This is a genomic window from Streptomyces sp. NPDC006197 (genome assembly GCF_040613865.1).
GTDB lineage: Bacteria > Actinomycetota > Actinomycetes > Streptomycetales > Streptomycetaceae > Streptomyces.
Genome location: NZ_JBEXSZ010000026.1, coordinates 1 through 22,739 on the forward strand (window position 1 = coordinate 1; position 22,739 = coordinate 22,739).

25 protein-coding genes are annotated in these 22,739 nt (G+C 73.0%); 9 read left to right on the plus strand and 16 right to left on the minus strand.

The genetic code is table 11. The features are described from left to right. Positions 1-320 precede the first annotated feature (320 nt). Positions 321-1,106 carry a cache domain-containing protein gene (locus ABZ318_RS11170; protein ID WP_356902202.1) on the minus strand — a complete coding sequence of 262 codons (786 nt, stop codon included), beginning with the start codon at positions 1,104-1,106 and terminating at the stop codon, positions 321-323. Then, entirely contained in the window at positions 1,060-1,905 is an 846-nt protein-coding gene (locus ABZ318_RS11175; protein WP_356902203.1) for a GntR family transcriptional regulator, read from the minus strand. Before ABZ318_RS11175 ends, ABZ318_RS11170 begins: the two co-directional genes overlap by 47 nt. 131 nt (positions 1,906-2,036) lie before the next feature. Here ABZ318_RS11175 and ABZ318_RS11180 point away from each other — a divergent pair, with 131 nt between their 5' ends. The 4 genes from ABZ318_RS11180 to ABZ318_RS11195 are packed head-to-tail and all read left to right on the plus strand — an operon-like array spanning position 2,037 to position 6,089. Beyond that, positions 2,037-3,074 carry an ABC transporter ATP-binding protein gene (locus tag ABZ318_RS11180; protein WP_356902204.1) on the plus strand — a complete coding sequence of 346 codons (1,038 nt, stop codon included), beginning with the start codon at positions 2,037-2,039 and terminating at the stop codon, positions 3,072-3,074. A gap of 43 nt (positions 3,075-3,117) precedes the next feature. Beyond that, positions 3,118-4,317, plus strand: coding sequence for an ABC transporter substrate-binding protein (locus tag ABZ318_RS11185; RefSeq protein WP_356902205.1), 1,200 nt, complete (start codon positions 3,118-3,120; stop codon positions 4,315-4,317). Between the two features lie 10 nt (positions 4,318-4,327). Next, positions 4,328-5,251, plus strand: a complete 924-nt coding sequence (locus tag ABZ318_RS11190; RefSeq protein ID WP_356902206.1) for an ABC transporter permease — start codon at positions 4,328-4,330, stop codon at positions 5,249-5,251. Positions 5,252-5,273: 22 nt separating this feature from the next. Continuing rightward, on the plus strand, positions 5,274-6,089 hold the full coding sequence (locus ABZ318_RS11195) for an ABC transporter permease (RefSeq protein WP_356902207.1): 816 nt from the start codon (positions 5,274-5,276) through the stop codon (positions 6,087-6,089). A 25-nt stretch (positions 6,090-6,114) separates the two neighbouring features. On the opposite strand, the gene ABZ318_RS11200 is transcribed toward ABZ318_RS11195, so the two are convergent. The 3 genes from ABZ318_RS11200 to ABZ318_RS11210 form a co-directional block, all read right to left on the minus strand. Continuing rightward, positions 6,115-6,486 (minus strand): CU044_2847 family protein, encoded by a 372-nt coding sequence (locus ABZ318_RS11200; RefSeq protein ID WP_356902208.1) that lies wholly within the window; start codon positions 6,484-6,486, stop codon positions 6,115-6,117. Between the two features lie 79 nt (positions 6,487-6,565). Further along, positions 6,566-7,918, minus strand: a complete 1,353-nt coding sequence (locus tag ABZ318_RS11205; RefSeq protein WP_356902209.1) for an Ig-like domain-containing protein — start codon at positions 7,916-7,918, stop codon at positions 6,566-6,568. Positions 7,919-8,053: 135 nt separating this feature from the next. Continuing rightward, the gene (locus ABZ318_RS11210) at positions 8,054-8,539 is read right to left on the minus strand and encodes an SRPBCC family protein (RefSeq protein ID WP_356902210.1); all 486 of its coding nucleotides are present in this window, start codon (positions 8,537-8,539) and stop codon (positions 8,054-8,056) included. 159 nt (positions 8,540-8,698) lie between these two features. Here ABZ318_RS11210 and ABZ318_RS11215 point away from each other — a divergent pair, with 159 nt between their 5' ends. Together ABZ318_RS11215 and ABZ318_RS11220 are read left to right on the plus strand one after the other, a co-directional pair. Then, the gene (locus tag ABZ318_RS11215; protein ID WP_356902211.1) at positions 8,699-9,301 is read left to right on the plus strand and encodes a PadR family transcriptional regulator; all 603 of its coding nucleotides are present in this window, start codon (positions 8,699-8,701) and stop codon (positions 9,299-9,301) included. 62 nt (positions 9,302-9,363) lie between these two features. Next, on the plus strand, positions 9,364-9,813 hold the full coding sequence (locus ABZ318_RS11220) for a peroxiredoxin (protein ID WP_356902212.1): 450 nt from the start codon (positions 9,364-9,366) through the stop codon (positions 9,811-9,813). Between the two features lie 226 nt (positions 9,814-10,039). Here ABZ318_RS11220 and ABZ318_RS11225 read toward each other — a convergent pair whose 3' ends face one another. Then, on the minus strand, positions 10,040-10,213 hold the full coding sequence (locus tag ABZ318_RS11225) for a hypothetical protein (RefSeq protein ID WP_356902213.1): 174 nt from the start codon (positions 10,211-10,213) through the stop codon (positions 10,040-10,042). Then, positions 10,213-10,506, minus strand: coding sequence for a hypothetical protein (locus tag ABZ318_RS11230; protein WP_356902214.1), 294 nt, complete (start codon positions 10,504-10,506; stop codon positions 10,213-10,215). The genes ABZ318_RS11225 and ABZ318_RS11230 overlap by 1 nt, the downstream gene beginning before the upstream one ends. Positions 10,507-10,585: 79 nt before the next feature. On the opposite strand from ABZ318_RS11230, the gene ABZ318_RS11235 reads away from it, so the two are divergent. The 3 genes from ABZ318_RS11235 (at position 10,586) to ABZ318_RS11245 (ending at position 12,790) form a co-directional block, all read left to right on the plus strand. Further along, positions 10,586-10,987 carry an SHOCT domain-containing protein gene (locus tag ABZ318_RS11235; RefSeq protein WP_356902215.1) on the plus strand — a complete coding sequence of 134 codons (402 nt, stop codon included), beginning with the start codon at positions 10,586-10,588 and terminating at the stop codon, positions 10,985-10,987. Positions 10,988-11,080: 93 nt separating this feature from the next. Continuing rightward, entirely contained in the window at positions 11,081-11,530 is a 450-nt protein-coding gene (locus ABZ318_RS11240) for an Rrf2 family transcriptional regulator (RefSeq protein WP_356902216.1), read from the plus strand. A 72-nt stretch (positions 11,531-11,602) separates the two neighbouring features. Continuing rightward, positions 11,603-12,790 (plus strand): globin domain-containing protein, encoded by a 1,188-nt coding sequence (locus ABZ318_RS11245; protein WP_356902217.1) that lies wholly within the window; start codon positions 11,603-11,605, stop codon positions 12,788-12,790. Positions 12,791-13,114: 324 nt separating this feature from the next. On the opposite strand, the gene ABZ318_RS11250 is transcribed toward ABZ318_RS11245, so the two are convergent. The 9 genes from ABZ318_RS11250 to ABZ318_RS11290 all read right to left on the minus strand — a co-directional run bounded on the left by ABZ318_RS11250 (position 13,115) and on the right by ABZ318_RS11290 (position 22,697). After that, the gene (locus ABZ318_RS11250; protein WP_356902218.1) at positions 13,115-13,900 is read right to left on the minus strand and encodes a polysaccharide deacetylase family protein; all 786 of its coding nucleotides are present in this window, start codon (positions 13,898-13,900) and stop codon (positions 13,115-13,117) included. A 190-nt stretch (positions 13,901-14,090) separates the two neighbouring features. Continuing rightward, positions 14,091-14,468, minus strand: coding sequence for a hypothetical protein (locus tag ABZ318_RS11255; protein WP_356902219.1), 378 nt, complete (start codon positions 14,466-14,468; stop codon positions 14,091-14,093). A 117-nt stretch (positions 14,469-14,585) separates the two neighbouring features. Continuing rightward, positions 14,586-16,133: an ATP-dependent DNA ligase gene (locus ABZ318_RS11260; RefSeq protein ID WP_356902220.1), complete on the minus strand. Its 1,548-nt coding sequence runs from the start codon at positions 16,131-16,133 to the stop codon at positions 14,586-14,588. Between the two features lie 49 nt (positions 16,134-16,182). Next, entirely contained in the window at positions 16,183-17,385 is a 1,203-nt protein-coding gene (locus ABZ318_RS11265) for a DUF6397 family protein (protein WP_356902221.1), read from the minus strand. Between the two features lie 139 nt (positions 17,386-17,524). Beyond that, entirely contained in the window at positions 17,525-17,938 is a 414-nt protein-coding gene (locus ABZ318_RS11270; protein WP_356902222.1) for a roadblock/LC7 domain-containing protein, read from the minus strand. A 174-nt stretch (positions 17,939-18,112) separates the two neighbouring features. Continuing rightward, a complete protein-coding gene (locus ABZ318_RS11275; RefSeq protein WP_030690179.1) occupies positions 18,113-18,730 on the minus strand; it encodes an ATP/GTP-binding protein in 618 nt (205 codons plus the stop codon). Further along, on the minus strand, positions 18,711-19,127 hold the full coding sequence (locus tag ABZ318_RS11280; protein WP_123458101.1) for a DUF742 domain-containing protein: 417 nt from the start codon (positions 19,125-19,127) through the stop codon (positions 18,711-18,713). Before ABZ318_RS11280 ends, ABZ318_RS11275 begins: the two co-directional genes overlap by 20 nt. A 13-nt stretch (positions 19,128-19,140) precedes the next feature. Further along, on the minus strand, positions 19,141-19,575 hold the full coding sequence (locus tag ABZ318_RS11285) for a roadblock/LC7 domain-containing protein (RefSeq protein WP_030690181.1): 435 nt from the start codon (positions 19,573-19,575) through the stop codon (positions 19,141-19,143). Continuing rightward, a complete protein-coding gene (locus tag ABZ318_RS11290) occupies positions 19,572-22,697 on the minus strand; it encodes a nitrate- and nitrite sensing domain-containing protein (RefSeq protein WP_356902223.1) in 3,126 nt (1,041 codons plus the stop codon). Before ABZ318_RS11290 ends, ABZ318_RS11285 begins: the two co-directional genes overlap by 4 nt. Between the last annotated feature and the right edge of the window lie 42 nt (positions 22,698-22,739).

Consider the following 22,739-nt stretch of genomic DNA (forward strand, 5'->3'; position numbering starts at 1 on the left):
CCCATGAAGGTGACGCCGATCATGGCGGTGAGGGTGGCGGCGAGTCCCGCCCACCATCTGCCACGGGGGTTGCCCAGCCGGTGGGCCGTCCACCACGCCGCCGCCGCGAGGGCGAGGGCGACGAGTGCGCAGCCGGCCAGATAGCCGTAGTGCTGTTGGAAGATCGCGGTGAACACAGGTGCGTTCCTTGCCGGTTCGGGGCGTGAGGAGGCCGAGCGGCCCCGCACCGGCAGACGGAGCCTTCGTGACGAACGGTTTCGGCAGCCCGTGACTTCTGTCAGGTCCACCCGCGTCGGAAGGGGCGCCGAGGCCTCGACGGCTCAGCCGTCCGCCGTCACCAGGACGAGCGGCGTTCCCCCGCAGGGCAGCAGGCGCAGGCCGGCGGCGCGGTGTTCGGTCGGCGGGCCTGCGAGGGCTGCGGCGAAGTCGGGGCCCTTGGTGAGGGATCCGGCGAGATGGGCCGGGTCGGTGGAGGCGGCGACCCGGCCGCGCGCGTTGACGAGCCGGGCCGGTCCGGGCAGCCGCTGGAGCACGGGGAGGACGGCCGCTTCGAAGTGCCGCAGGTAGACGTCGGCGGCGGCCACGCCCACGAACCGGCCGCCGAGGGCGACCGGCGCGGAGAGCGTGAGGCTGTACTCCTCGGAGCACAGGTAGTCCACGTAGGGCCCGGCGACGGCCCGGCGCCCGGTCTCGCGGGGCAGGGTGTACCAGTCCCAGTGGGTGTAGTCGGAGTAGGCGGAGTGCTCCGGGTCGAGGTCGAGGAGGAGCGGCCGGACGGCTCCGCCGGGGCCGCGCTGCCACCACTCCAGCCAGCCGGGTACGTCGGCGAGGAGGCCGGGGGCGGCGACGAAGCCGACACCCGAGACCAGCGGGTGGGCCGCGAGCCGGGCGTGCAGTCCGGGGCGCAGTCCGGTCAGGTCGGCGGCGACGGGCGCGCGGCCCGCTCCGGTCGTCTCGGCGAGCAGGGCGCTCGTCTCGGCGCCGGTCTCGGCGACGGCGGCGAAGACCTCTTCGAGGGTGTCCCGGACGCGGCCGACGACCACGTCGACCGGGTCCGTGTCAGCGACGGCCCCCGCGGGGCCCGCGAGCCCGGTGCTCCTGCCCATGCGTGTCCTCCTCGGGCTCGGTTGCGCGGCCGGGGGTGCCGAGGCGCAGCGCGATCAGCCGCCCCACTGACTCCCGTACGCATGTCTCGGCGAGCGTTCTGGCCCGCTCGTCGGCCTCATCCTGCACGGCGGAGATCACGGCGCGGTGACGATCCGACACATTGCCGAGATGGGCGGGGTCGTCGAGGACGAGGCAGAGGAGTGCGCCGAGGTCCGTCTGGAGGGCGATCTCCTCGCGGGTGAGGCGGGCGGACTGGGCGGCGGCGGCGAGTTCGACGTGGAAGCGGCCGTAGAGCCTGCTGCGGGTCGCCGGGTCGCCGGCGGCGGCGAGTTCCTCGACCGTACGGGTGAGGGGGCGCAGGTCTCCGGGCTGGGTGCGGCGGGCGGCGAGCAGGGCGGCGGCGCCGGAGACGGCGGCCCAGTGGTCGCCGAGGTCGCGGAGTTCCTCGGTGGACCAGTCGGCGAGGCGGGCGCGCAGCCGCTCCTGCGGCGGGTTGTCGGGCAGGGTGACGAAGCTGCCGCCGCCGCGGCCCCTGCGGGTGGTGACGAGACCCTGCTGCCGCAGAGCCATGAGGGCTTCGCGCAGGGTGACGGTGGAGACGCCGAGCTGTCCGGCGAGTTCGGTCTCGCCGGGCAGCTGCTCCCCGTCGGCGAGGAGTCCGAGCTCGATGGCGTCGCCGATGCGGCGGACGACGGTGTCGACCCGGGCCCGGGTGTCGACGGGGGTGAAGACGGCCCTGCGGGCCGCGCCGGTTCCGGCCGCGCCGTCTGCCTCGTCCGGCCTGCCGTTCGGTCTCACGGTTAACCACCTCGCGCGTCGAGCGTTGACTCAGGCTTTACCTTAAAGGGGTCTTGAGATTTGAACTATGACTTCATATGTTTACGCCCACGTCCGAGCAACGCTCCACCGCACCAGAAAGGTTCCCGCCCATGGAGGGAATGGCGATCCGGCTGACGGGACTGCGCAAGGCCTACGGCCGGACCGAGGCCGTGGCCGGGGTGGACCTGGAGATCGCGGACGGCGAGTTCTTCTCGATGCTCGGCCCCTCCGGCTCCGGAAAGACGACCGTGCTGCGGATGATCGCCGGCTTCGAGGCACCGACCGCCGGGACCGTCGAACTGGCCGGCCGCGACGTCACCCGGCTGGCCCCCTTCGAGCGGGACGTGCACACCGTCTTCCAGGACTACGCGCTCTTCCCGCACATGACGGTCGAACAGAACGTCGCCTACGGCCTCAAGGTCCGCGGCGTGCCCCGCGCCGAGCGCCTGGTGCGCGCCCGGGCCGCCCTCGCACAGGTCGGCCTCGACGGTCTCGGCAGGCGCCGGCCCGCCGAGCTCTCCGGCGGCCAGCGCCAGCGGGTCGCCCTGGCCCGCGCGCTCGTCGGCCGCCCCCGCGTCCTGCTCCTCGACGAACCCCTCGGCGCGCTCGACCTCAAGCTCCGCGAGCGGATGCAGGTCGAACTCAAGGAGATCCAGCGGGAGGTCGGCATCACCTTCGTCTTCGTCACCCACGACCAGGAGGAGGCCCTGACGATGAGCGACCGGATCGCCGTCTTCCACCAGGGCCGGATCGAGCAGGTCGCCGCCCCCGCCGAGATCTACGAGCGCCCCGCGACCCCCTTCGTGGCCGGTTTCGTCGGCACCTCCAACCTGCTCACAGGGGAGAACGCCCGGCAGGTGGTCGGGACGGCGGGCACGTACAGCATCCGCCCGGAGAAGATCCGGATCCTCCCCGACCACAAGGCGCCCGGCGACCCCGGGCACGCCACCGCCGCCGGCACCGTCGCGGAGGTCGTCTACCTCGGCGACTCCACCCGCTTCCTGGTCGACCTCGACGGCGGCGGCCGGCTCACCGCACTCCAGCAGAACCTGGAGACCTCCTCCGCCGACCTCGCCGCCTTCCGGGGCGCCCGGATCGGCCTCCAGTGGCACCCGGACCACGCCGTGCGCGTCCCGGACAACGCGTAAAGCACCGTCGAAACCCCCGTCCCCTCACGCAACGGAGAACCACGTGCGCCCGCACCGCTCCCTCCTGACCGCAGCCGCCCTCTCCGGGCTGCTCCTCGTCACCGCCTGCGGATCGGCCGACCCGGCGGGGTCCGGGAAGTCCGGCGGCCTCAACCCGCCCGACCTGAAGGCACCGACGGCGCTCGGCAAGGCCGAGGGCGAGGTCAATCTGATCGCCTGGGCCGGATACGTCGAGGACGGCTCGAACGACCCGAAGGTCGACTGGGTCAGCGCCTTCGAGAAGCAGACCGGCTGCCAGGTCAACGCCAAGACCGCCGCGACCTCCGACGAGATGGTCTCGCTGATGAAAACCGGCGCGTACGACGCCGTCTCCGCCTCCGGCGACGCCTCCCTCCGCCTGATCGCCTCCGGCGACGCCGCACCCGTGAACACCGCGCTCGTGCCGAACTACGCCGACGTCTTCGCCGGGCTGAAGAACAAGGAGTGGAACTCCGTCAAGGGCGTCGCCTACGGCATCCCGCACGGCCGCGGCGCCAACCTCCTCATGTACGACACGGAGAAGGTCAAGCCGGCCCCCGACTCCTGGTCCGCCGTCTTCGACAAGGCCTCGGCGCACAGCGGCAAGGTCACCGCCTACGACTCCCCCATCTACCTCGCGGACGCCGCCCTCTACCTCAAGGCGACCAGGCCCGAGCTCGGCATCAAGAACCCCTACGCCCTCGACAAGAAGCAGTTCGACGCCGCCGTGGCCCTGCTCAAGGAGCAGAACGCGCACATCGGCGAGTACTGGAGCGACTACCTCAAGGAGATCTCCGCCTTCAAGAGCGGCGACTCGGTCGTCGGCACCAGCTGGCAGGTGATCGCCAACCTCGCCGAGTCCGAGGGCGCGAAGATCGACGCGGTCCTGCCGAAGGAGGGCTCCACCGGCTGGTCCGACACCTGGATGGTCTCCGCCAAGGCCAAGCACCCCACCTGCGCCTACAAGTGGCTCGACTGGATCGTCTCGCCGAAGACCAACGCGCAGGTCGCCGAGTACTTCGGCGAGGCCCCGGCCAACGCGAAGTCGTGCGCCGAGACCGCCGACAAGAACCACTGCGCCGTCTTCCACGCCACCGACGAGGCGTACTGGAAGCAGGTCCACTTCTGGACCACGCCCATCGAGCAGTGCCTGGACGGCCGGACGGACGTCCGCTGCGTGCCGTACGCCCAGTGGGTCCAGGCCTGGACCGAGATCAAGGGCTGATCCCGGCGCCATGACCGCACTCACCCCCGGGCTCTCCCCCGAGTCCGCGAAGCGAGCCGCCGGCCCCGGCAGCGGTGCCGTCCGGCGGCTCGCCGGAGCCCTGCACCGGCGGCCCCGGCTGCGCCTCGCCGCCCTGCTCACCGCCCCGCTGCTCTGGCTGGTCCTCGCCTACCTCGGCTCCCTCGCGGCCCTGTTCCTCTCCGCCTTCTGGACGACCGACAGCTTCACCTCCGAGGTCGTCCGCGTCTGGACCTCGCAGAACTTCGAGGAGCTCGTCACCTCTCCCGTCTACCGCACGGTCGCCCTGCGCACCATCGGCGTCGCCCTGGCCGTGACCGCGCTCTGCGCCGTCATCGCCTTCCCCCTCGCCTTCTACACGGCGCGCGTCGCGCACCCGCGCCGCCGCCCGCTGTTCGTGGTCGCGCTGCTCATGCCGCTGTGGGCCGGCTACCTCGTGAAGGTGTACGCGTGGCGGCTCATCCTCTCCGAAGGGGGGCCGCTCGACTGGGCACTGCGGCCGCTCGGCCTCAGCGGGCCGGGGTACGGGCTCACGGCGACGGTGCTCGTCCTGACGTACCTCTGGCTGCCGTACATGGCGCTGCCGATCCACACCGCGCTCGCCCAGCTCCCCGACAACCTCCTGAACGCCTCGGCGGACCTCGGGGCGAGGACCTGGCGGACCTTCGTCTCGGTGGTGCTGCCGCTGGTGTGGCCGGCGGTGGCCGCGGGGTCCGTCTTCACCTTCTCCCTGAGCCTCGGCGACTACATCACCGTGCAGATCGTCGGCGGCAAGACCCAGCTGATCGGCAACCTCGTCTACTCCAACGTCACCCTGAACCTGCCGCTGGCGGCCGCGCTCGGCACCGTGCCGGTCGCCGTCATCGTGGTGTACCTCCTCGCGGTGCGGCGCTCCGGTGCGCTGCGCAGCCTGTGAACGGCCGGAAGGACCGCGACCGATGAACCTCTCCCGTCCCGCGCGGATCGCGCTGCGCACCGCGGCCGGCCTCGGCTTCGCGGCGATCTACCTGCCGCTGCTGCTCGTCCTGCTCGGCTCGCTCAACCCGGACCGCTCGGCGGGCTGGCCGCCGCCCGGGCTCACGCTCGACTGGTGGGCGGCGGCCTGGGACAACGAGGGCGCCCGCGAGGCGCTGTGGACCTCGGTCCGGGCGGGGCTCGCGGCGACGGCGGTGGCCCTGGTGCTCGGCACGCTCATCGCCTTCGCGGTGCAGCGGTACACCTTCTTCGGACGGGAGGCCGTCTCCTTCGCGGTGGTGCTGCCGATCGCGCTGCCCGGCATCGTCACGGGCATCGCGCTCAACTCGGCCTTCGGCACGGTCCTGGAACCCCTCGGCGTCGGCCTCGGGATGTTCACGGTGGTCGTGGGCCACGCCACCTTCTGCATCGTGGTCGTCTTCAACAACGTGGTGGCGCGGCTGCGACGGCTCCCCGGCTCGTACGAGGAGGCGGCGATGGACCTGGGGGCGCACACGTTCCGCGTCTTCCGGGACGTCACCTTCCCGCTGCTGCGCTCGGCGCTGCTCGCGGGCGGGCTGCTCGCCTTCGCGCTGTCCTTCGACGAGATCGTGGTGACGACGTTCACGGCGGGGCCCGGGGTGCAGACCCTGCCGGTGTGGATCTTCAACAACATGACCCGCCCTCAGCAGGCCCCGGTGGTGAACGTGGTGGCGGCGGCGCTCGTCCTGCTCTCGGTGATCCCGATCTACGCCGCACAGCGGCTCTCCGCGGACACGCCGGGCGGCGGACGGGTGTGAGAAGGCTCCCGCCGGCCCCGATCCGTCAGCGGGGCGCCTTCACCCATTCGAGGGTCACGCGCAGGCTCGCGTTCGCACCGCCCTGCACGACGAGCGCGGTGAGCCCGCCCGCGTCCAGGCCGAGCTGGCAGCCGAACTCGACGGTCGCGCGGTCGGGGGCCGCCTGATGGAGCGCCTCGCCGATCTGTCCGGCGAAGGAGGAGAGCGCCTCGGTGACGCTCGACAGGTCGGGCAGACGACCGCCGAGCCCTTCGAGGCCCGGACCGGGTCCGTCGAGGCCCGGACCGGGTCCGTCCAGGCCCGGACCGGGCTCTTCGAGGTCCCGCTGCGGGCCGAGGCGACGCGTCTCCACGAAGAGCGTCGCGTCCCCGACCTCGACCTTGGTGACGTCCGGCATCGAAGCTCCCTGAGGTCGGCGGGAACGGGCAGGACGTCAGTATCACCGAGGGGCGGTCGGGAGGGACGGACCGGTCCGTTCAGAGTGTCGGGCCCAGCGCACCCGCGAGCGACCTGGGAGCGGGACCGGCGGCGTACGGGGCGAGGGAGCTGCCCCGGAGCCACTCGGGCCAGCTGAGGTTCCAGTCGCCGAAGCCGTTGTCGAAGGGCGTCATGGGCTTCCCGTACCCGTTGACGACCCGTACGAGGTCTCCCTCGCGCACCGTGTGGAAGAGCCAGGCGGCGTCCTCGGTGCTCATGCCCGTGCAGCCGTGGCTGACGTCCTCGTTGCCCTGGGAGTCGAGCGACCAGGGCGCGGCGTGCAGGTATTCGCCGCTCCAGGTCACCCGGGTGGCCCAGTGGACCTTGAGGTCGTAGAAGTCGGTGCTGCCGCGCTTGATGCCGATGGAGTCGCCGCGCATGCGGACGAGGGGCTCCTTGCCGAGGACGACCTTGATGCCGCCTCGGGTGCGGTAGCCGGCCTTGCCGGTGGTGACCGGGAGGGAGCGCAGGAGTTCCCCGTCGCGGAAGACGGCCATCCGGTGGGCGGAGACGTCGGTGACGGCCTCGATCCGGGCGCCCGTGGTGAACGTGAGGGGGCGTGAGGGGCCGCCGTAGAGGCCGCCGCCGATGTGGGCCCCGTCGAGGCCGCTGTGGACGCGGACCGTGGCGTGGGCGGGCCAGTACGTGCGGGGCCGGTAGTGGAGGGTAGTGGAATCGACCCAGTGCCAGGCGCCGTCGACGTGGGGTTCGGACCGCACGTCGAGGGCGCGTTCCACGGCGCGGCGGGCGTCTGTGTCGTCCTCCGGTACGGGCCGGCTGAGCTCGGCGGTGACCGGCCGGCCCACCCCGTACGTGCCGCCGTCCTCGGGTCCGAAGGTGACGGTCAGCCGCTCCCCGGTGGGCATCGGGGCCGTCCGGAAGTCGAGGCGGGCGCGGCGCGCGCCGCCCGCCCCCGCCCCGTCGACGACGAGCCGGGCGGCGTACCGGGCTCCGGCCGGCAGGGGTGCGGCGCTGGTCCACCGGGTGTGGTCCGCGCTCTGCGCTCCGGCGATCCGGCGGCCGCGCTGGTCGGTGATATTGACGTCGGCGAGCACTCCGGGGGTGCGGAGCGCGAGCTCCACGGGCCCGGTGGCCTTCGGACCGAGTGTGAACGGGCGGCCCGTGAGGACGCGGTCGCCGCCGAGGACGACCGAGTGGCGCGGGTCGGAGCACAGTCCTCCGCCGGCGGCACAGCCGTCCACCGCGACGACGGCGGTCGCGTCGCGGGAGGTGGCGGCCCGCTGCTCGCTCTCGGAGTCCCGGTCCGGTGACTGGGCCGCCGTGCTGACGAGGACGGCTCCGACGGCGAGGGAGAGGGCACCCCACCCCCGTGCGTATCGGCGTGACGGCACGTCGAACACCCTCTCCTTCATGCGGTGACGTCGGCGGACGGCGCCGACCCCAGCATCAAAGCGGATGAAAGGAGAAAAAGATGATCAAGGCGCCGGGCGTGGCGGCGGAGTCGGGGGCGAGACGACTCGAATGGGTCAGCGGGTCGGTTCCGGAAGCTCCTCACCGGTCTCCAGAAGGGACTTGAGGCTGGAGATCAGCGCGGGCCAGCCCTCGCCGATCAACTCCTTGATGGTGCCGTCGGGCTCCAGGTCCCCGTGGGTGACCGTGAGCTTGACCATGTCGCCGGACGGCTCGATCACGAAGGTGACCCGGGAGCGGCGCTCGCGGACGAGGCGCTCGTACGCCTCGTCTTCGAGACGGACCGCCTCCGCCCAGGCCGGGGTGAAGGTGTGCCAGGTGTACGAGAGGAGGCGGCCGGGCTCCGCCTCGAGGACGACCTGCTCGGGGTCTTCGGTCCTGCGGCCGTTCTCGTCCCAGACCATCGGCGCGCCCGGGGTCCACTCCGACTCGAAGGCGACGCCCCAGTAGCGGCGCGTGAGCTCCGGGTCGGTGAGCGCCTGCCAGAGCTCCTCGGGGGTGGTCCGGATGTAGGTGGTGTAGACGAACGAGTCGCTGTCCATCGTGCTGCCCCTCGGATCTGCTCCCCCGCGGCCTGCCCCTCTCCACCCTAGGCAGGCGCCGGACGGACGTGCCAGCGAAGAACCCCCGTCCGGCACGGGGTGCTCCGCCGGTTGATTAGGTGCGGAGGAAACTATTCAACGTGCTGCTAGCGTGTCCGGATGTCCCTCAAGCACGCCGTCCTCGCAGCTCTCCTGGAGGGCGAGGCCTCCGGATACGACCTGGCCAAGATCTTCGACGTGTCCGTCGCAAACTTCTGGGCCGCCACCCCGCAGCAGCTCTACCGCGAGCTGGAGCGGCTCGCCGAGGCCGGTCTGATCACGGCCCGCGTGGTGGAGCAGGAACGGCGCCCCAACAAGCGGATGTTCAGCCTCACCGAGTCCGGCAGACAGGATCTGGTCGCCTACACGACGACACCGCCGCGCCCGAGCGCCGTCCGCGACGAACTGCTGGTGCAGGTGCAGGCCTGCGACGAGGGCGACACCGCGGCCGTCCGCGAGTTCGTGGCCCGGCGGATGGAGACGGCCCGGGCGAAGCTGGCCCGTTACGACCGGCTGCGGGAGCGGATGCTCGACGGCCGGGACGAGGACACCTATCTGGGTGAGGCGGAGCGGGTGGGCCCGTACCTCACGCTGATGCGCGGGCGGTTCTTCGAGGAGGAGAACCTGCGCTGGGGCGAGCGCGCCCTCGCCGTGCTCGACCGGCGCGCCGCCGCACGCGACGCGGTCCCGCGGAGGGATGACGCCGCCTCTACTCTGCGGTAACGTCACCGCCCGGCCGCCGGAGGCACCGGGGGCGACACAGCGACGGATCGGGTGGGCCTGAAATGAACGTCGGTGACCTCGTCGAGGACTTCACGCTTCCGGACGAGACGGGTGCTCCGCGCTCGCTGACCGGCCTGCTCGCCGAAGGCCCTGTCGTCCTCTTCTTCTATCCGGCGGCCCTCACGCCGGGCTGCACCGCCGAGGCCTGTCACTTCCGTGACCTCGCGACCGAGTTCCGCACCGTCGGCGCCCTGCCCGTCGGCATCAGCTCCGACGCGGTGGAGCGGCAGCAGGAGTTCGCCGAGCGGCACTCGCTCGGCTACCCCCTGCTGTCCGACACGGACGGTGCCATACGGGAGCGGTTCGGCGTGAAGCGCGGGTTCTCGCTGGCCCCGACGAAGCGGGTCACCTTCGTGATCGGCCAGGACCGGCGGGTCCGGGAGGTCGTCCGCAGCGAACTGCGGATGAGCGTGCACGCGGACCGCGCACTGGCCGCTTTGCGCAGCGCCTGACCGGGGCCTTTCCCCGCGCCGCGCCTGATCGCCTCGGGCCCCTCGCGCGCCGCGCCTGATCACCTCGGGCCCCTCCCGCGCCGCGCCTGATCACCTCGGGCCCCTCCCGCGCCGCGCCTGATCGGCCCGGGCCCCTCCCGCGCCGCGCCCGACCAGGTCGGCCCCCTCCCGCGCCGCGCTCCCGCCCCGGGCAGGACCCTCGGGTGCCGAAGGGCTTCGCCCTCGGTCAGATGCCGAGCAGCTTCGCCTTGGCCGCGGCGAACTCCTCCGATGTGAGCTGGCCCTGCCGGGCGAGCTCGCCGAGCCGGGCCGGCTGGTCGGTGATCGACGGTGCCCCGCCGGCGGCCTCGCGAATCGCGTCCGCCGCCCGCGCGGCCCAGACGTGCTCGACGAACAGCATCAGCGCGCACGAACCCGGTTCGAGCGTCTGGCGGCCTCGGCCGCGTCCTCGGGGCCGAGCAGGTTGGCCTCGGGGCCGATCTCGGCGGTGGCCCCGTCGTACTCCTCGTACTCGACGAGTTCGGAGGTGGAGACCTCTCCGGTGACGGACTTGACGACGACGAGCGAGTCGATCAGCCGTACCTGTCCCGCTCTGCGCAGCTCCGCGCGGGCGTGTGGTGCATCGGCTCCGGCGGTCCACGGCCTCCATCCGAGCACGGCGGCGGGGGCCCGCACGCGGGGCGGCCACGACATGCGGACATGCGGGGTCCGGGTGAGACTCGCTGCATCGCCGGGCCTCCCACCGGCCCGCGCGGGAACGGAGTGCGCAGGAATGGACGACTACCCCCTCCTCGACCTCTTCTGGACGATGCTGTGGTTCTTCCTCTGGATCATGTGGCTCTTCCTGCTGTTCAAGGTGGTCACCGACATCTTCCGGGACCACTCGCTCGGCGGCTGGGCCAAGGCCGGCTGGCTGATCTTCTGCATCGTGCTCCCCTACCTCGGCGTGCTGGTGTACGTCATCGCACGCGGCAAAGGCATGGGGCAGCGGGACATCAAGCAGGCGAAGGAGAGCGAAGCGGCGTTCCAGGAGTACATCCGCAAGACCGCCGGAACACAGGGTGGGGGCGGAGGCAGCGCGACCGATGAACTGGCCCGGCTCGCCGACCTCAAGGCGAAGGGCGCCATCACGGCCGAGGAGTTCGAGAAGGCCAAGGCCAAGGTCCTGTCCTGAGCCTCCGGAGGCGGCTGGTGGCTCCGGCGGCGCCGGAGACGAGAACCACCCCTTTAATGCGAACCGGAAATACCACTTTGATACGGTCGGGGCGTGAGGCTGACGAAGTTCACCGACCTGGCGCTCCGTGCCGTGATGCACCTGGCGGTCACCACACCCGAGGAGTCCGTCACCACCCGCGAGGTGGCGGAGTCGATGGACGTGCCCTACGCCCACATGGCGAAGGTGGTCACCCGGCTCCAGCACCTCGGCGTGGTCGAGGCACGGCGCGGCCGGGGCGGCGGCCTGGCCCTGACGGAGCTGGGGCGGCGCTCTTCCGTGGGCTGGCTGACCCGGACCCTGGAGGGCGAGGAGGAGGTCGTCGCCTGCGAGGGCGATCCGCCGTGCCCGCTGCGCACCGCGTGCCGGCTGCGCGGAGCGCTGCGCGAGGCGCAGGAGGCCTTCTACCGCGTACTGGATCCGTTGACCGTGGCGGAGCTCGTGGAGTCGCCGACCGGTCCGCTGCTGCTGACCCTCGGCCCGCGCCCCGTGCGATCCCCCTGACGGCGTCCACTCCCATCGGGATCATTCGCATGCCCTTTAATACGTAGATCATCTACCAGATTGAGAGTTCTCATGCTGTCCGAGCAGGCCGTTCCGGTCGTCCGTGCCACCCTGCCCGCCGTCGGAGGCGCGCTCGACGAGATCACCGAGCGCTTCTACGGTCGCCTCTTCGCCGCCCACCCCGAGCTGCTGCGCGACCTGTTCAACCGGGGCAACCAGGCCAACGGCGACCAGCGGAAGGCGCTCGCCGGCTCCATAGCCGCCTTCGCCGTCGCCCTGCTGGAGAACCCGGACAGCCGCCCCGACGCCATGCTGTCCCGGATCGCGCACAAGCACGCCTCGCTCGGCGTCACCTCCGAGCAGTACAAGATCGTGCACGAACATCTCTTCGCCGCGATCGTGGAGGTGCTCGGCGACGCGGTGACCGCCGAGGTCGCGCAGGCATGGGACGAGGTGTACTGGCTGATGGCGAACGCGCTCATCGCCGTGGAGGCCCGCCTCTACCAGGAGGCCGGTGTCGCCGAGGGCCAGGTCTGGCGGCCCATGGAGATCGCCGAGCGGCGGGAGGAGACGGCCGACACGGCGTCCTTCGCCCTGCGGCACGCCGACGGGACCCCCACGGCCGCCTTCCGGCCGGGCCAGTACGTGAGCGTCCAGGTCGCCCTGCCCGACGGCGCCCGGCAGATCCGCCAGTACAGCCTGTCCGCCGCCCCCGGACACCCGCAGTGGCGGATCACGGTGAAGCGGGTCGACGGCGACCCGGCGGGCGAGGTCTCCTCCTGGCTGCACGCCCACGTCGGCGTGGGCGACACCGTCGAGGTCTCGGCCCCCTTCGGCGACCTGGTCCTGCCCGACGGCGAGAGCCCCCTGCTGCTCGCCTCCGCCGGAATCGGCAGCACCCCGATGCTGGCGATGCTCGACCACCTGGTCACCACCGGATCGGACCGCCCGGTCGTCGTGGTGCACGCCGACCGCACCCCTGCTTCCCACGCGCACGCCGAGGAACTGCGGCGACTGGTGGACGCGCTGCCGCAGGGGACGCTGCACCTCTGGTACGAGGAGCCGGGCGAGTCCGGCGCCCGGCCGGGCCGGGCGGACGTCGCGCTCCTCGACCTTCCGGCGGGCACCACCGCGTACCTGTGCGGGCCGCTGCCCTTCCTGCGCTCGGTGCGCGGCGACCTCCTCGGCCGGGGCGTCGCGGCGGCGGACGTCCACTACGAGGTGTTCGGCCCCGACCTGTGGCTCGGCGCCGAGGGCTGACCCGCCTTCCCCGTTTCTTGCGGCCCGGTGCGGTGCGGCCGGGTGATCGATCCCGATTCCCAGCTCCGCCTTCTCCGGCGTCCCGGTGACCGGCGGCGGCGCCCTGCGATCCGACGTGGGGGAACGACAAAGCCCCGGTTGGACGGGGGATTCCAACCGGGGCCGATTGCCGTGACGGGGCGAAGGGCGGTCACCTCTCGGGGGGGACCTTGGGGACCAGGCCCCTTCGCAGTCACGTACATATGAACGGTAAACCTTTCCCGAATGTTCCGGGGCATCCCAGGTGGGCGATGTGAGCCACCTCACCCCTTTTCGCCGGGTCCGTCAGTCCCTCTCGGGGCGGTAGACGGTGCCGGGCTCGGCCTTGCCGGGCGCGAGGAGCTCGGGCACCGTCACGAACGTGAAGCCTCGCCGCTTCAGCTCGTCGATGATCGAGGGCACGGCCGGCACCGTCCCGTCGTAGATGTCGTGGAGCAGGATGATCCCGTCGCGGTGCGCGTTGTCGAGCACGCGCTGCCGTATGAGCGCCGAGTCGGTGGTGGAGTAGTCCTTGGCCGTGATGCTCCACAGGACCTGGGCGAGTCCGAGGTCCCGGCTGACGTCGGACACCGTGCCGTCGGTGCGGCCCTGCGGCGGGCGCATGAGGGTGGGCTTCCGGCCGGTGATCTTCTCTATGGCGTCCTGGGTGCGGGAGAGCTCCTCGCGGATCTCGGACTCGTCGAGGTCGGTCAGGATCCGGTGCGACCAGGTGTGGTTGGCGACCTCGTGGCCCTCGTCGGCGATGCGCTTGACCACGTCGGGGTAGCGGTCGACGTGCTTGCTGCCGAGGAGGAAGAAGGTGGCGGGCACCTGCTTCTCCTTGAGGACGTCGAGGAGGTGGGGGGTGTCCTTGCCCGGTCCCGCGTCGAAGGTCAGGGCTATGCACTTGACCTCGGCGCAGTCGACGCGGCGGGCCGTGCCACCCGCCTTGTCGTCCGTGCCGCCCTCTTGCCGGGCGTCCTGCGGGGTGACCGGATCGACTCCGCAGGCACCCAGGGTCAGCATCAGAGACACCGCGGCGAGCAGTGCCGTGCCCGCCGCTTTGCCGCGGCCAGGCTTGGATCGGAACATGGTGGACCCGCTTTCCCCGTGGTGTCTTCGGTACGGACGTCACCGCTGGTCAGGGCGGTGCACGCAGCCGGAAGGCACTCTACACACGGTGTATACCGGGGTTGTCGGCGGGGTCCGCCGACCGTTCACGGGCGCACGAGAACCCCGGGCGGCGCCCGTCCGCGCCGCCCGGAGCGTTCACGCGTCCCGCTCAGCGGGACGCGAGCAACAGCCGGGCCTCGGTCTCCTGGTCACCGGAGACGGACTGCAGGGACTGGATGTCGAAGCCGGTGGCGAGCACCTTCTCGACCTCGTCGACGGCCCGGTAGCCGCCGTTGAGCGTGACTCCGACCGGGGCGGTCAGGTGGACGGGGCCCACCTCCTCGTGCCGTCCGCCGGCCGTGTCGAACGTGGCGGTCCAGACGGTGGGAGCCGGTCCCGCGGCCGCCTGGGGGTTCGGGGTCGACGTGTCCTCCATCTGATAGACCCGGTCGAGGACGTCGAACACGGCCTGGGCGTCCTCCTTGCAGCAGTCGTTGAGCTGCACGGTGACGTCGGTGTCGATGTGCAAGTCGTACACGTCGCTCATCTCCTCGCGGCCCGCCGGCCTGTCGTGATGCCACGCGCTCCTCGTGCCGGGCACTCGTCGTGCCACGCCTCCAGCATCCCTCGCGGACCGCCACCCCGCGAGGGCCGTCGCCCTCGGTCAACGGCCTTCGACGACGCGCTCGACGGTGTCGGCCTCCGAGGCGCGTTTGTCGGGCCGGTGCCGTACGACCCGGGCGAAGCGGAGCGTGACGCCCGCCGGGTAGCGGGTCGAGACCTGGAGCCCGTCGTACGCGATCTCCACGACGAGCTCGGGCCGTACGCGTACGGTGAATCCGTCGTCCGACACGGCGAGCTCCCGGAGCCGCTCGGTCTGCCAGCGCAGCATCTCGTCGGTGAGCCCCTTGAAGGTCTTCCCCAGCATGACGAAGCCGCCGTCGGCGGTCCGCGCGCCGAGGTGGAGGTTGGAGAGCAGCCCGGTTCTGCGGCCGTGCCCCCGCTCCACGGCGAGCACGACGAGGTCGACGGTGTGGACGGGTTTCACCTTCAGCCAGGTGCGCCCCCGGCGACCGGCCACATAAGTCGCCTCCAGCGCCTTGACGAGCACGCCCTCGTGTCCCCGGGCCAGGGTGTCCGCGTAGAACCGCTCGGCGGCCTCGGTCTGCGCGGGATCGGCCGGGTCGGTGACGACGGTACGGCGGACCCGCTGCGACTCCGGCAGCAGACGGGCGAGGACGGTGTGCCGCTCCAGGCCCGGCCGGTCGATCAGTTCCTCCCCCTCCATCGCGAGGACGTCGAAGAAGACCGCCGTGAGAGGAAGCACGGCACGCGCACCGGCCACGTCGATCCGGGAGCCGACCCGGGCGGAGATCGTCTGGAAGGACACGGGCCTCCCGCTCCCGGAGTCGAGCGCGATCACCTCGCCGTCCAGGATGAACCCGTCGGCGGCGACCGCGCGGGCCGTCGCGACCACCTCGGGGAGGCGGTCGGTGACGTCGTCGAGCGAGCGGGTGTACACCCGGACGTCGTCGCCGCGCCGATGCACCTGGATGCGGATCCCGTCGAGCTTCTCCTCCACCGCGCACGGCCCCAGGTCGGCGACCGCCCCGGCGACGGAAGCCGCGGTGTGGGCGAGCATGGGCTGCACGGGACTGCCGACCCGCAGGGTGAACCGGTCCAGCGCGGAGGCCCCCTCGGCCAGCACGGCCTGGGCGACCGACGACAGCGAGCCTTCGAGCATCACGGCGCGCCGCAGTTCGAGGGCGGGCACCCCGGCGGCCCGCGCGACGCCTTCCAGGGCGATGGCGTCGAGAGCCCCCTGCCGCACCTCTCCCGTCAGCAACCGCACCAGGAGTTCCTGCTCGTCGCGGGTGGCGGCGGAGAACAGTCCGTGGACGAGCCGGCTCCGCTCGGCGCGGGCTCCGGAGCCCGTCACGGCGGCGAGCTCCGCCATCGCCGTGTCGACCTGCCCGAGCGTGAGGGCGGGACCTTCGGCGGGCGGAACGGCCGGCGGGACGACGTCCTTGAGGATGCTCCATCCGACCCCGATCCGTCCCTGCGGCAGCCGCCCGGACAGATACGCGATGACGAGCGGGCTCTCGTGGGGCTCGGCCTCGGCGAACAGCTCGGCCAGCAGCGCGATCTTGCGAGAACGCGCGGAGGCGGCGGTGACCTCCCGGGACACTTCCGCGACACGCGCCAGCAGCATGGGCCCATCCTCTCCACCGCGTGCCCCGGGCGCATGCCGGAGCGCCCCGTCAGGGCCAGGCCACCGGACGCCTCCGCCGCCGGGACCGCGCCGCGCCCGCCGCCCTCCCCCGTCGGAAACGCTCCAGGAACCTCGCACGCACCGGACGACCCACCGGCCGTTCGACCGCCACGGGCCGCCCCGCGGGGGCGGGTGCTGCCGGAACGAGCGCCGTCGGAACGGGCGCTGCCGGAACAGGCACCGCGGGAACGGACGCTGCCGGAACAGGCACCGCAGGAACAGGCGCTGCCGGCACTGGAGCCGCGGGGCCCGAGGCCGTCGGCACCGGACCCGCAGGACCCGAGGCCGTCGTCACCGGCACCCCGTGGACCGGCGCCTCCGGAACCGCCTCCCCGCCGACCGGCGCCCTCGGAACCGTCTCCGCCCGAACCGGCCCAGCCGGTGGCGTCGTCCATGCCGGCGCGCCGACTCCGCGCCCACGCGTCTCGCCGGGATGCGGGGCCTGGCGCTCCGCACGTGCCTCGTCCAGTGCCAGGGCGAGGCTCAGTCGGTGCCAGAGGATCTCGTCCGGGTCGTCGGCCAGCGTCAGCCGTTCGGCGATCTCACGCGCGACCGGCGGCATTGGCATCCCGGGCGGCGGGGGCGGGCGCAACCGGTCGAGGTGCGTGCGCTCGTACGGATCGTCGACGACCTCGGCCACCTGGACCGGGTCGAGCAGGGAGGCGATGGCGGCGGCCCGCGCCCAGGGGTCTTCGGCGGCTCGGAGCAACAGGGCGAGCCGCCGCGCCCGCCAGTTCCTCGCCCGCCGGTCCTCGTGCGCGGCGAGAAGCTCGCGGAGGTGCAGCGGCAGGCGCCCGGTGAGGAGAGCCGGGCAGGTGAGGCCGAACTCGACGACCTCCTGCGCCAGATACAGCCACACCACCGTCCGGTAGCGGTTCAGTGAGAACCGCACGGGGCTGATGTGCCCCGTCCGGGCCAACCGGGTGAACCGGTCGGCGGTGATTCCGAGGAGGGCGGCGGCCTCCCCCGTACCGACCGCGCGCACCCGCTCGCGCAGGCCGGCGGGGAAGTCCGGGGCGGCCCTGAGGCGGTCGAGCTCGCATCGCTCGACCCGCCGCCGCTCCCCTTCGCCGACCCGCACCGTCCTCACCAGGCCGAGCTGGACCGCCAGCCGGAACTCGTCGCGCCTCAGCTCCAGTTCCTGCGCGGCCCGCCCCGGCGCCACCGTGCGCGCCCCTTCGTCCACCGTCATTTCGCGGCCCTCCCCCTGCGTCCTTGTTCTCCTTAGACAGCGGGCCTCTCGGGCCCACGCAGAAGAACGTAACGCAGAGTGACGACAGGCGCACCACCTGTGGACAGCGGCCTGTGGACAACTCTCCCGGGCAGCGGCGTCAGAGCACTCCGCCGCCCGGGAGGCCGGGCTGCCGCGCCGCCACGCCGAGGTGTTCGCCGACCCGGTTGACCAGCAGCGTCATCTCGTACGCCACCTGACCGACGTCCGCCTCCGCCGCGCTCAGGACGCACAGGCAGCTGCCCTCGCCCGCCGCCGTCACGAAAAGCAACGCGTCGTCGAACTCCACCATCGTCTGCCGTGCCCGGCCCGCCCTGAAGTGCCGGCCCGAGCCCCGCGCGAGGCTGTGCAGGCCGGAGGAGACGGCCGCCAAGTGCTCGGCGTCCTCACGGGCGAGTCCGCTGCTCGCGCCCGTCACCAGGCCGTCGTTCGACAGCACCAGCGCGTGCCGTATGTATCCGACCCGCTGCGTCAGGTCGTCCAGGAGCCAGTCCAGTTCCTTGTCCAACGCCATCAGTGGTCCTCCCCCTAGCGGTTGCGTCCCCCTCGGCCCGGACCCTGGTGGTCCTCAAGGCCTGCGTGGTCCGTCCCGTCGTGGTCCGCGTATCGCCGCAAGCCTTACGCACTGTCGTGGACAGGGCAAGCACCACACCACGCCCGCGCGTGCCGCGGACGCGGTGACGCCACCTCAGCCGACCGTGTCCAGGAGCCGGGCGGTGTGCATCCGTCCCGCGTACTCGACCAGGCGGATCAGCACTTCCTTCCCCGAGTCGCGGTCGCGCGCGTCGCACAGCACGACGGGCGTGCCGCGGTCCAGGTCGAGGGCGCGGGACACGTCGTGCGCCCCGTACGTACGCGCGCCCGTGAAGCAGTTGACCGCGACCACGAAGGGGATCTTCCGGTGTTCGAAGTAGTCGACCGCCGGGAAGCAGTCCTCCAGGCGCCGCGTGTCGGCGAGGACGACGGCCCCCAGCGCGCCCTGCGACAGCTCGTCCCAGAGGAACCAGAACCGGTCCTGGCCGGGCGTGCCGAAGAGGTAGAGGGAGAGCCCGGAGCGGATCGTGATGCGGCCGAAGTCCATGGCGACGGTCGTGGTGGTCTTCTGGTCGACGCCTCCGGTGTCGTCGACGAGTTCCCCGGCCCTGCTGAGCCGTTCCTCCGTGCGCAGGGGCCGGATCTCGCTGACCGCGCCGACGAGGGTGGTCTTCCCGACGCCGAATCCGCCGGCGACCAGGATCTTCAGCGCGAGGGCGGAGGTGTCCGCGTCGTCGCCCGCGCCGGTGCTCTCAGAGCGCTCGTAGGCCATCGATTACTTCCCTCAGGATTCTTTCGTCAGGGAGCTGAGCGGGCGGTACGGGTCGGCTGACACGCACGAAGCCCGATTCGAGGAGGTCGCCGAGGAGGACCCGGACGACCCCGACGGGCAGGTCGGCGTCGGCGGCGAGTTCGGCCACCGACTGGGTCTCGGCCCGGCACAGGGTCAGCAGGGACCGGTGCTCGGGGCCGAGGAGTGCTTCCTCTGCCGGTCCGGGCGGCTCGTCGTCCACGACGACGAGGGCGATGAGGTCGAACCGTACGTTGCTGGGGCCCGGCTTGGTCCGTCCGCCGGTCATCGCGTACGGACGTACGAGCGGTCCCGCGTCGGCGTCGTACCACTGACTGCCCGGTACGGGCGGGCCGTCGCCGGTGCTGTCGTCGTTCATGGGTCTCTCCGGGTCAGCCGGCGGCCGGCGGGGTCACCGTGAGGCGCGGCGGGGTGTGCAGGTGCTCGCCGACGCGCTTCACGAGCCGGGCCATCTCGTAGGCGATGAGGCCGATGTCGGCGCTCACGGAGCTGAGGACGGCGAGGCAGGAGCCGTCGCCCGCCGCGGCGACGAAGAGGAAGCCGTCGTCCATCTCGACCATCGTCTGGCGGACTCCGCCGGTGTGGAACTGCCGTCCGGCGCCCTTGGCGAGGCTGTGGAAGCCGGAGGCGATGGCGGCCAGGTGCTCGGCGTCCTCACGGCTGAGCCCGTTGGAGGCGCCCACGGCGAGCCCGTCGTTCGAGAGCACCACGGTGTGGCGGACCTCGCGGACCCGCATGACGAGGTCGTCGAGGAGCCAGTCCAGTTCGCCGGACCGGTGGTGCGAGATCCGCTCGTGGTCGATCATGCGTCGTCTCCTTCGGAGCGAGGGTCGAGAGGTGCGGTGCCGTGGCCGGGGCCCGTGTCGGTTCCGAAGCCCGTGCCGAGGGGCCGCCTGGCCCCCGGGGCGGCGCCGCCGCCCCGCTGCCAGCCGTCCCGGTACGCCGCCATGCGGTCCCGGACCTGTTCCGGGGTGCGCGCGTCCGTGCCGGGTGCGACCGGTGCGGGCACCGGTGTCGGGGCGGGTGCCTCGCGCAGCTGCGGAACGAGACTCGCCTGTCGTACGCGTCGGGGCAGTTCGCTCCCCGTATCGGCCCGGTCGGCCGGTGTGGCGGGCGGCTGCTCCGCCGGAGGCTTCGGTACGGAGGGGCCGCGGCGGCGGAGTTCGGTCACTCCGGCAGAGACGGGAGCGGGAGCAGAGGCGGGAGCGGGAGCAGAGACGGGAGCGGAGACGGGAGCGGGAGCGGAGGCGGAGGCGGAGGCGGAGGCGGGAGCAGGTGCGGAGGAGGGGGCGACCGCGGGCACGGCGGCCGGGCGCGCCGGCGGCTGCGGGCGGGAGGCCGGAGGGGATTGCGGCGGGCCCGGGCGCCGCGTTCCGTCCGTCTGCCGGGGCGGGCTCGCGGGGCGCGTTCCCGTCTGCGGTTGCGGGACGGCCCGGCGTCCGGACGCGGCGGGCAAGGCCCGGTTCCCGGGGAGCGCGGGATTCGTCGGGATGGCGGGCGGGGCGGGCTGCGCGATCTGGGGCCGGCCGAAGCGGCGGGCTTCGGCGCGGTGCGCCTCCTCGCGCTCCCGCGCGGCGCGCTCGTCGTCGCTGCGCGGGGCTCCTTCGGGTCGGAGCCCGCTCCGTGCGGCGTCGGCACCCGGTCCGCCCGACGTGTGGGCACGGGGGCTCCCCACGCGCGGGGTTCCGTCGTGGGGCGTGTCGGAGTCGGCCGCCGGCGTGCCGCGGCCGGGTGGCAGCCCGCCCTGGAGCAGGGCGGTCGGGAGCAGGACGACGGCGGTCGTACCGCCGTAGGGGGACGTTCTCAGATGGACCTTGATGTCGTGGCGGGAGGAGAGACGGCTGACGACGAAGAGGCCGAGCCGGTCGCTGTCGAAGAGGTCGAGGGCTTCGGACCGCGTGATACGGGCGTTCGCCTCGGCGAGGGTCTCCTTGCCCATGCCGAGCCCCCGGTCCTCGATCTCCAGGGCGTAGCCGTTGCCGACGGGTTCGCCGCTGACCCGGACCTTGGTGTGGGGCGGGGAGAACTGGGCGGCGTTCTCGATGAGTTCGGCCAGGAGGTGGGTGAGGTCGGCGACGGCTCCGCCGACGACGGCCGTCTCGGGGAGTCGGCGCACCTCCACGCGCGTGTAGTCCTCGATCTCGGAGACGGCGGCGCGGACGACGTTGGTGAGGGGGACGGGCATGCGCCAGGCGCGCCCGGGGGCGGCTCCGGAGAGGATGATCAGGCTCTCCGCGTGGCGCCGCATACGGGTGGTGAGGTGGTCGAGCCGGAAGAGGTCGCCGAGCTCGTTGGGGTCGTCGGCGCGCCGTTCCATGCTGTCCAGGAGGTTGAGCTGGCGGTGGACGAGGACCTGGCTGCGGCGGGCGAGGTTGACGAACACCCCGGAGATGCCGCTGGCGAGTTCGGCGCGTTCGACGGCGGCGGAGAGCGCCGCGCGGTGGACGGTGGTGAGTGCCTCGCCGACCTGGCCGATCTCGTCCTGGGAGACGGGCCCGGGCGGCGCTTCGGCCTGGACGTCGATCTCCTCGCCCGCGCGGAGCCGGCGCATGGCGGCGGGGAGTTTCCGGCGCGCGATGCCGAGGGCGGTGTTGCGGAGGCTGATGAGCTCGACGACGAGGCCGCGGCCGATCCGTACGGAGATGACGAGCGAGGCGGCGACGGCGGCGAGACCGAGGACGACCGCCGCACCGCTCGCCGTGAGGACGCCGGCGAAGGGGTCGGAGCGGTCGGCGGCCGCGTGGCGCGCGTCGGTCTCGATCGCGGCGAGTCCGCCGTGTACGGCCGCGAGGGCGTCGTCCCACTCGGTGGAGGTGACCGCCTGGGCGGCGGGGCGGCCGGGGTCGGCGGCGCTGACCCGGTCCTCCGCCCGGGTGAGGCGGGCGTGGTCGCCGCCGGCGGAGAGGCGGGCCCAGGCGGCGCGGGCGGCGGCGGGCAGGTCGGCGGCGGCCGAGTCGGTGAGGGTGCGCCGGGTCTCGACGGCCCCGGAGAAGTCGCGGAGCCGGTCGGCGGAGAGCCTGCCGGTGAGGTGGGCGGAGGTGAGGAGGGCGTCCTCGCGGGACAGCATCTCGCCGGCCCGGCCGAATTCGAGGAGTACGCGCGCGTCGGCCCCCTGCTCTGCGTCCTGGATGCCGGTGAGGGCGCCGTCGACCGCGAAGGCGGCGGAGATGGTGTCCGTGTACTCCTCGTACGTCTGGTCCCAGTCGGCGCGCCCGTCGGCCGCGGCGGTACGGAGCCGGGCGAGGCCCTCGACCTTGCCGACGAACGCGCTCACCCGGACGGCGACGTCGCCGGGCAGGTCTCCGGTGTCGCCGACGGTGTGCGAGCCGTCCAGGCGGAGCCGGGCGACGGCCTCGTCCGTCCGGCGGATCCGGTCCTCGAGCTCGGCGGCCCGGGCGGTGCCGGGCGCCGCGACCTGACGTACGGCGGCGCGTCGTTCGGCCTGGAGCGCGGTGAGGGCGGCCGTCACGGGCTCGCGGATCTCGGCGTCGACGCGCTGGAGCCGACGGAGGCCGGCGACGTCCTGCGCGGTGGTGACGGTGGCGAAGCCCCAGAGCGCGAAGAGCGAGACGACCGGGACCATCAGGAGCGAGACGATCTTGGCGCGGACCGAGCGGGGGCGCAGCCCGTGGAACGTGGGACGGACACGGTGCCCGTCGGGTGGCGGAGGCCCGGCGGGGGCCCCGAGCCGTTCGGAGGACCGTCCGGAAGGCCGTCCGGAGATCGGTGCCGAGGGCCCTGCGGGCGCATCGGCGCCCCCGGTGGCGCCCGGCGTCGAGGTGCCCGCGTGCCCCGTGGTCGGCGGGGTCTCGGGGGTCCGCTCCCCCGGCTCGTCGGCGGGCGGGCCGGCGTGTGCGCGCCGCCCGCGCACGGCCGCCGGTGGCGGCGTGGCCGCCTCGGCGTCCTTGGTCTTGCGGGGAGTTCGCATGGCCTCCTCGTTCCGGCTGCGTCTGTGCTCTGGTGCGGTAGG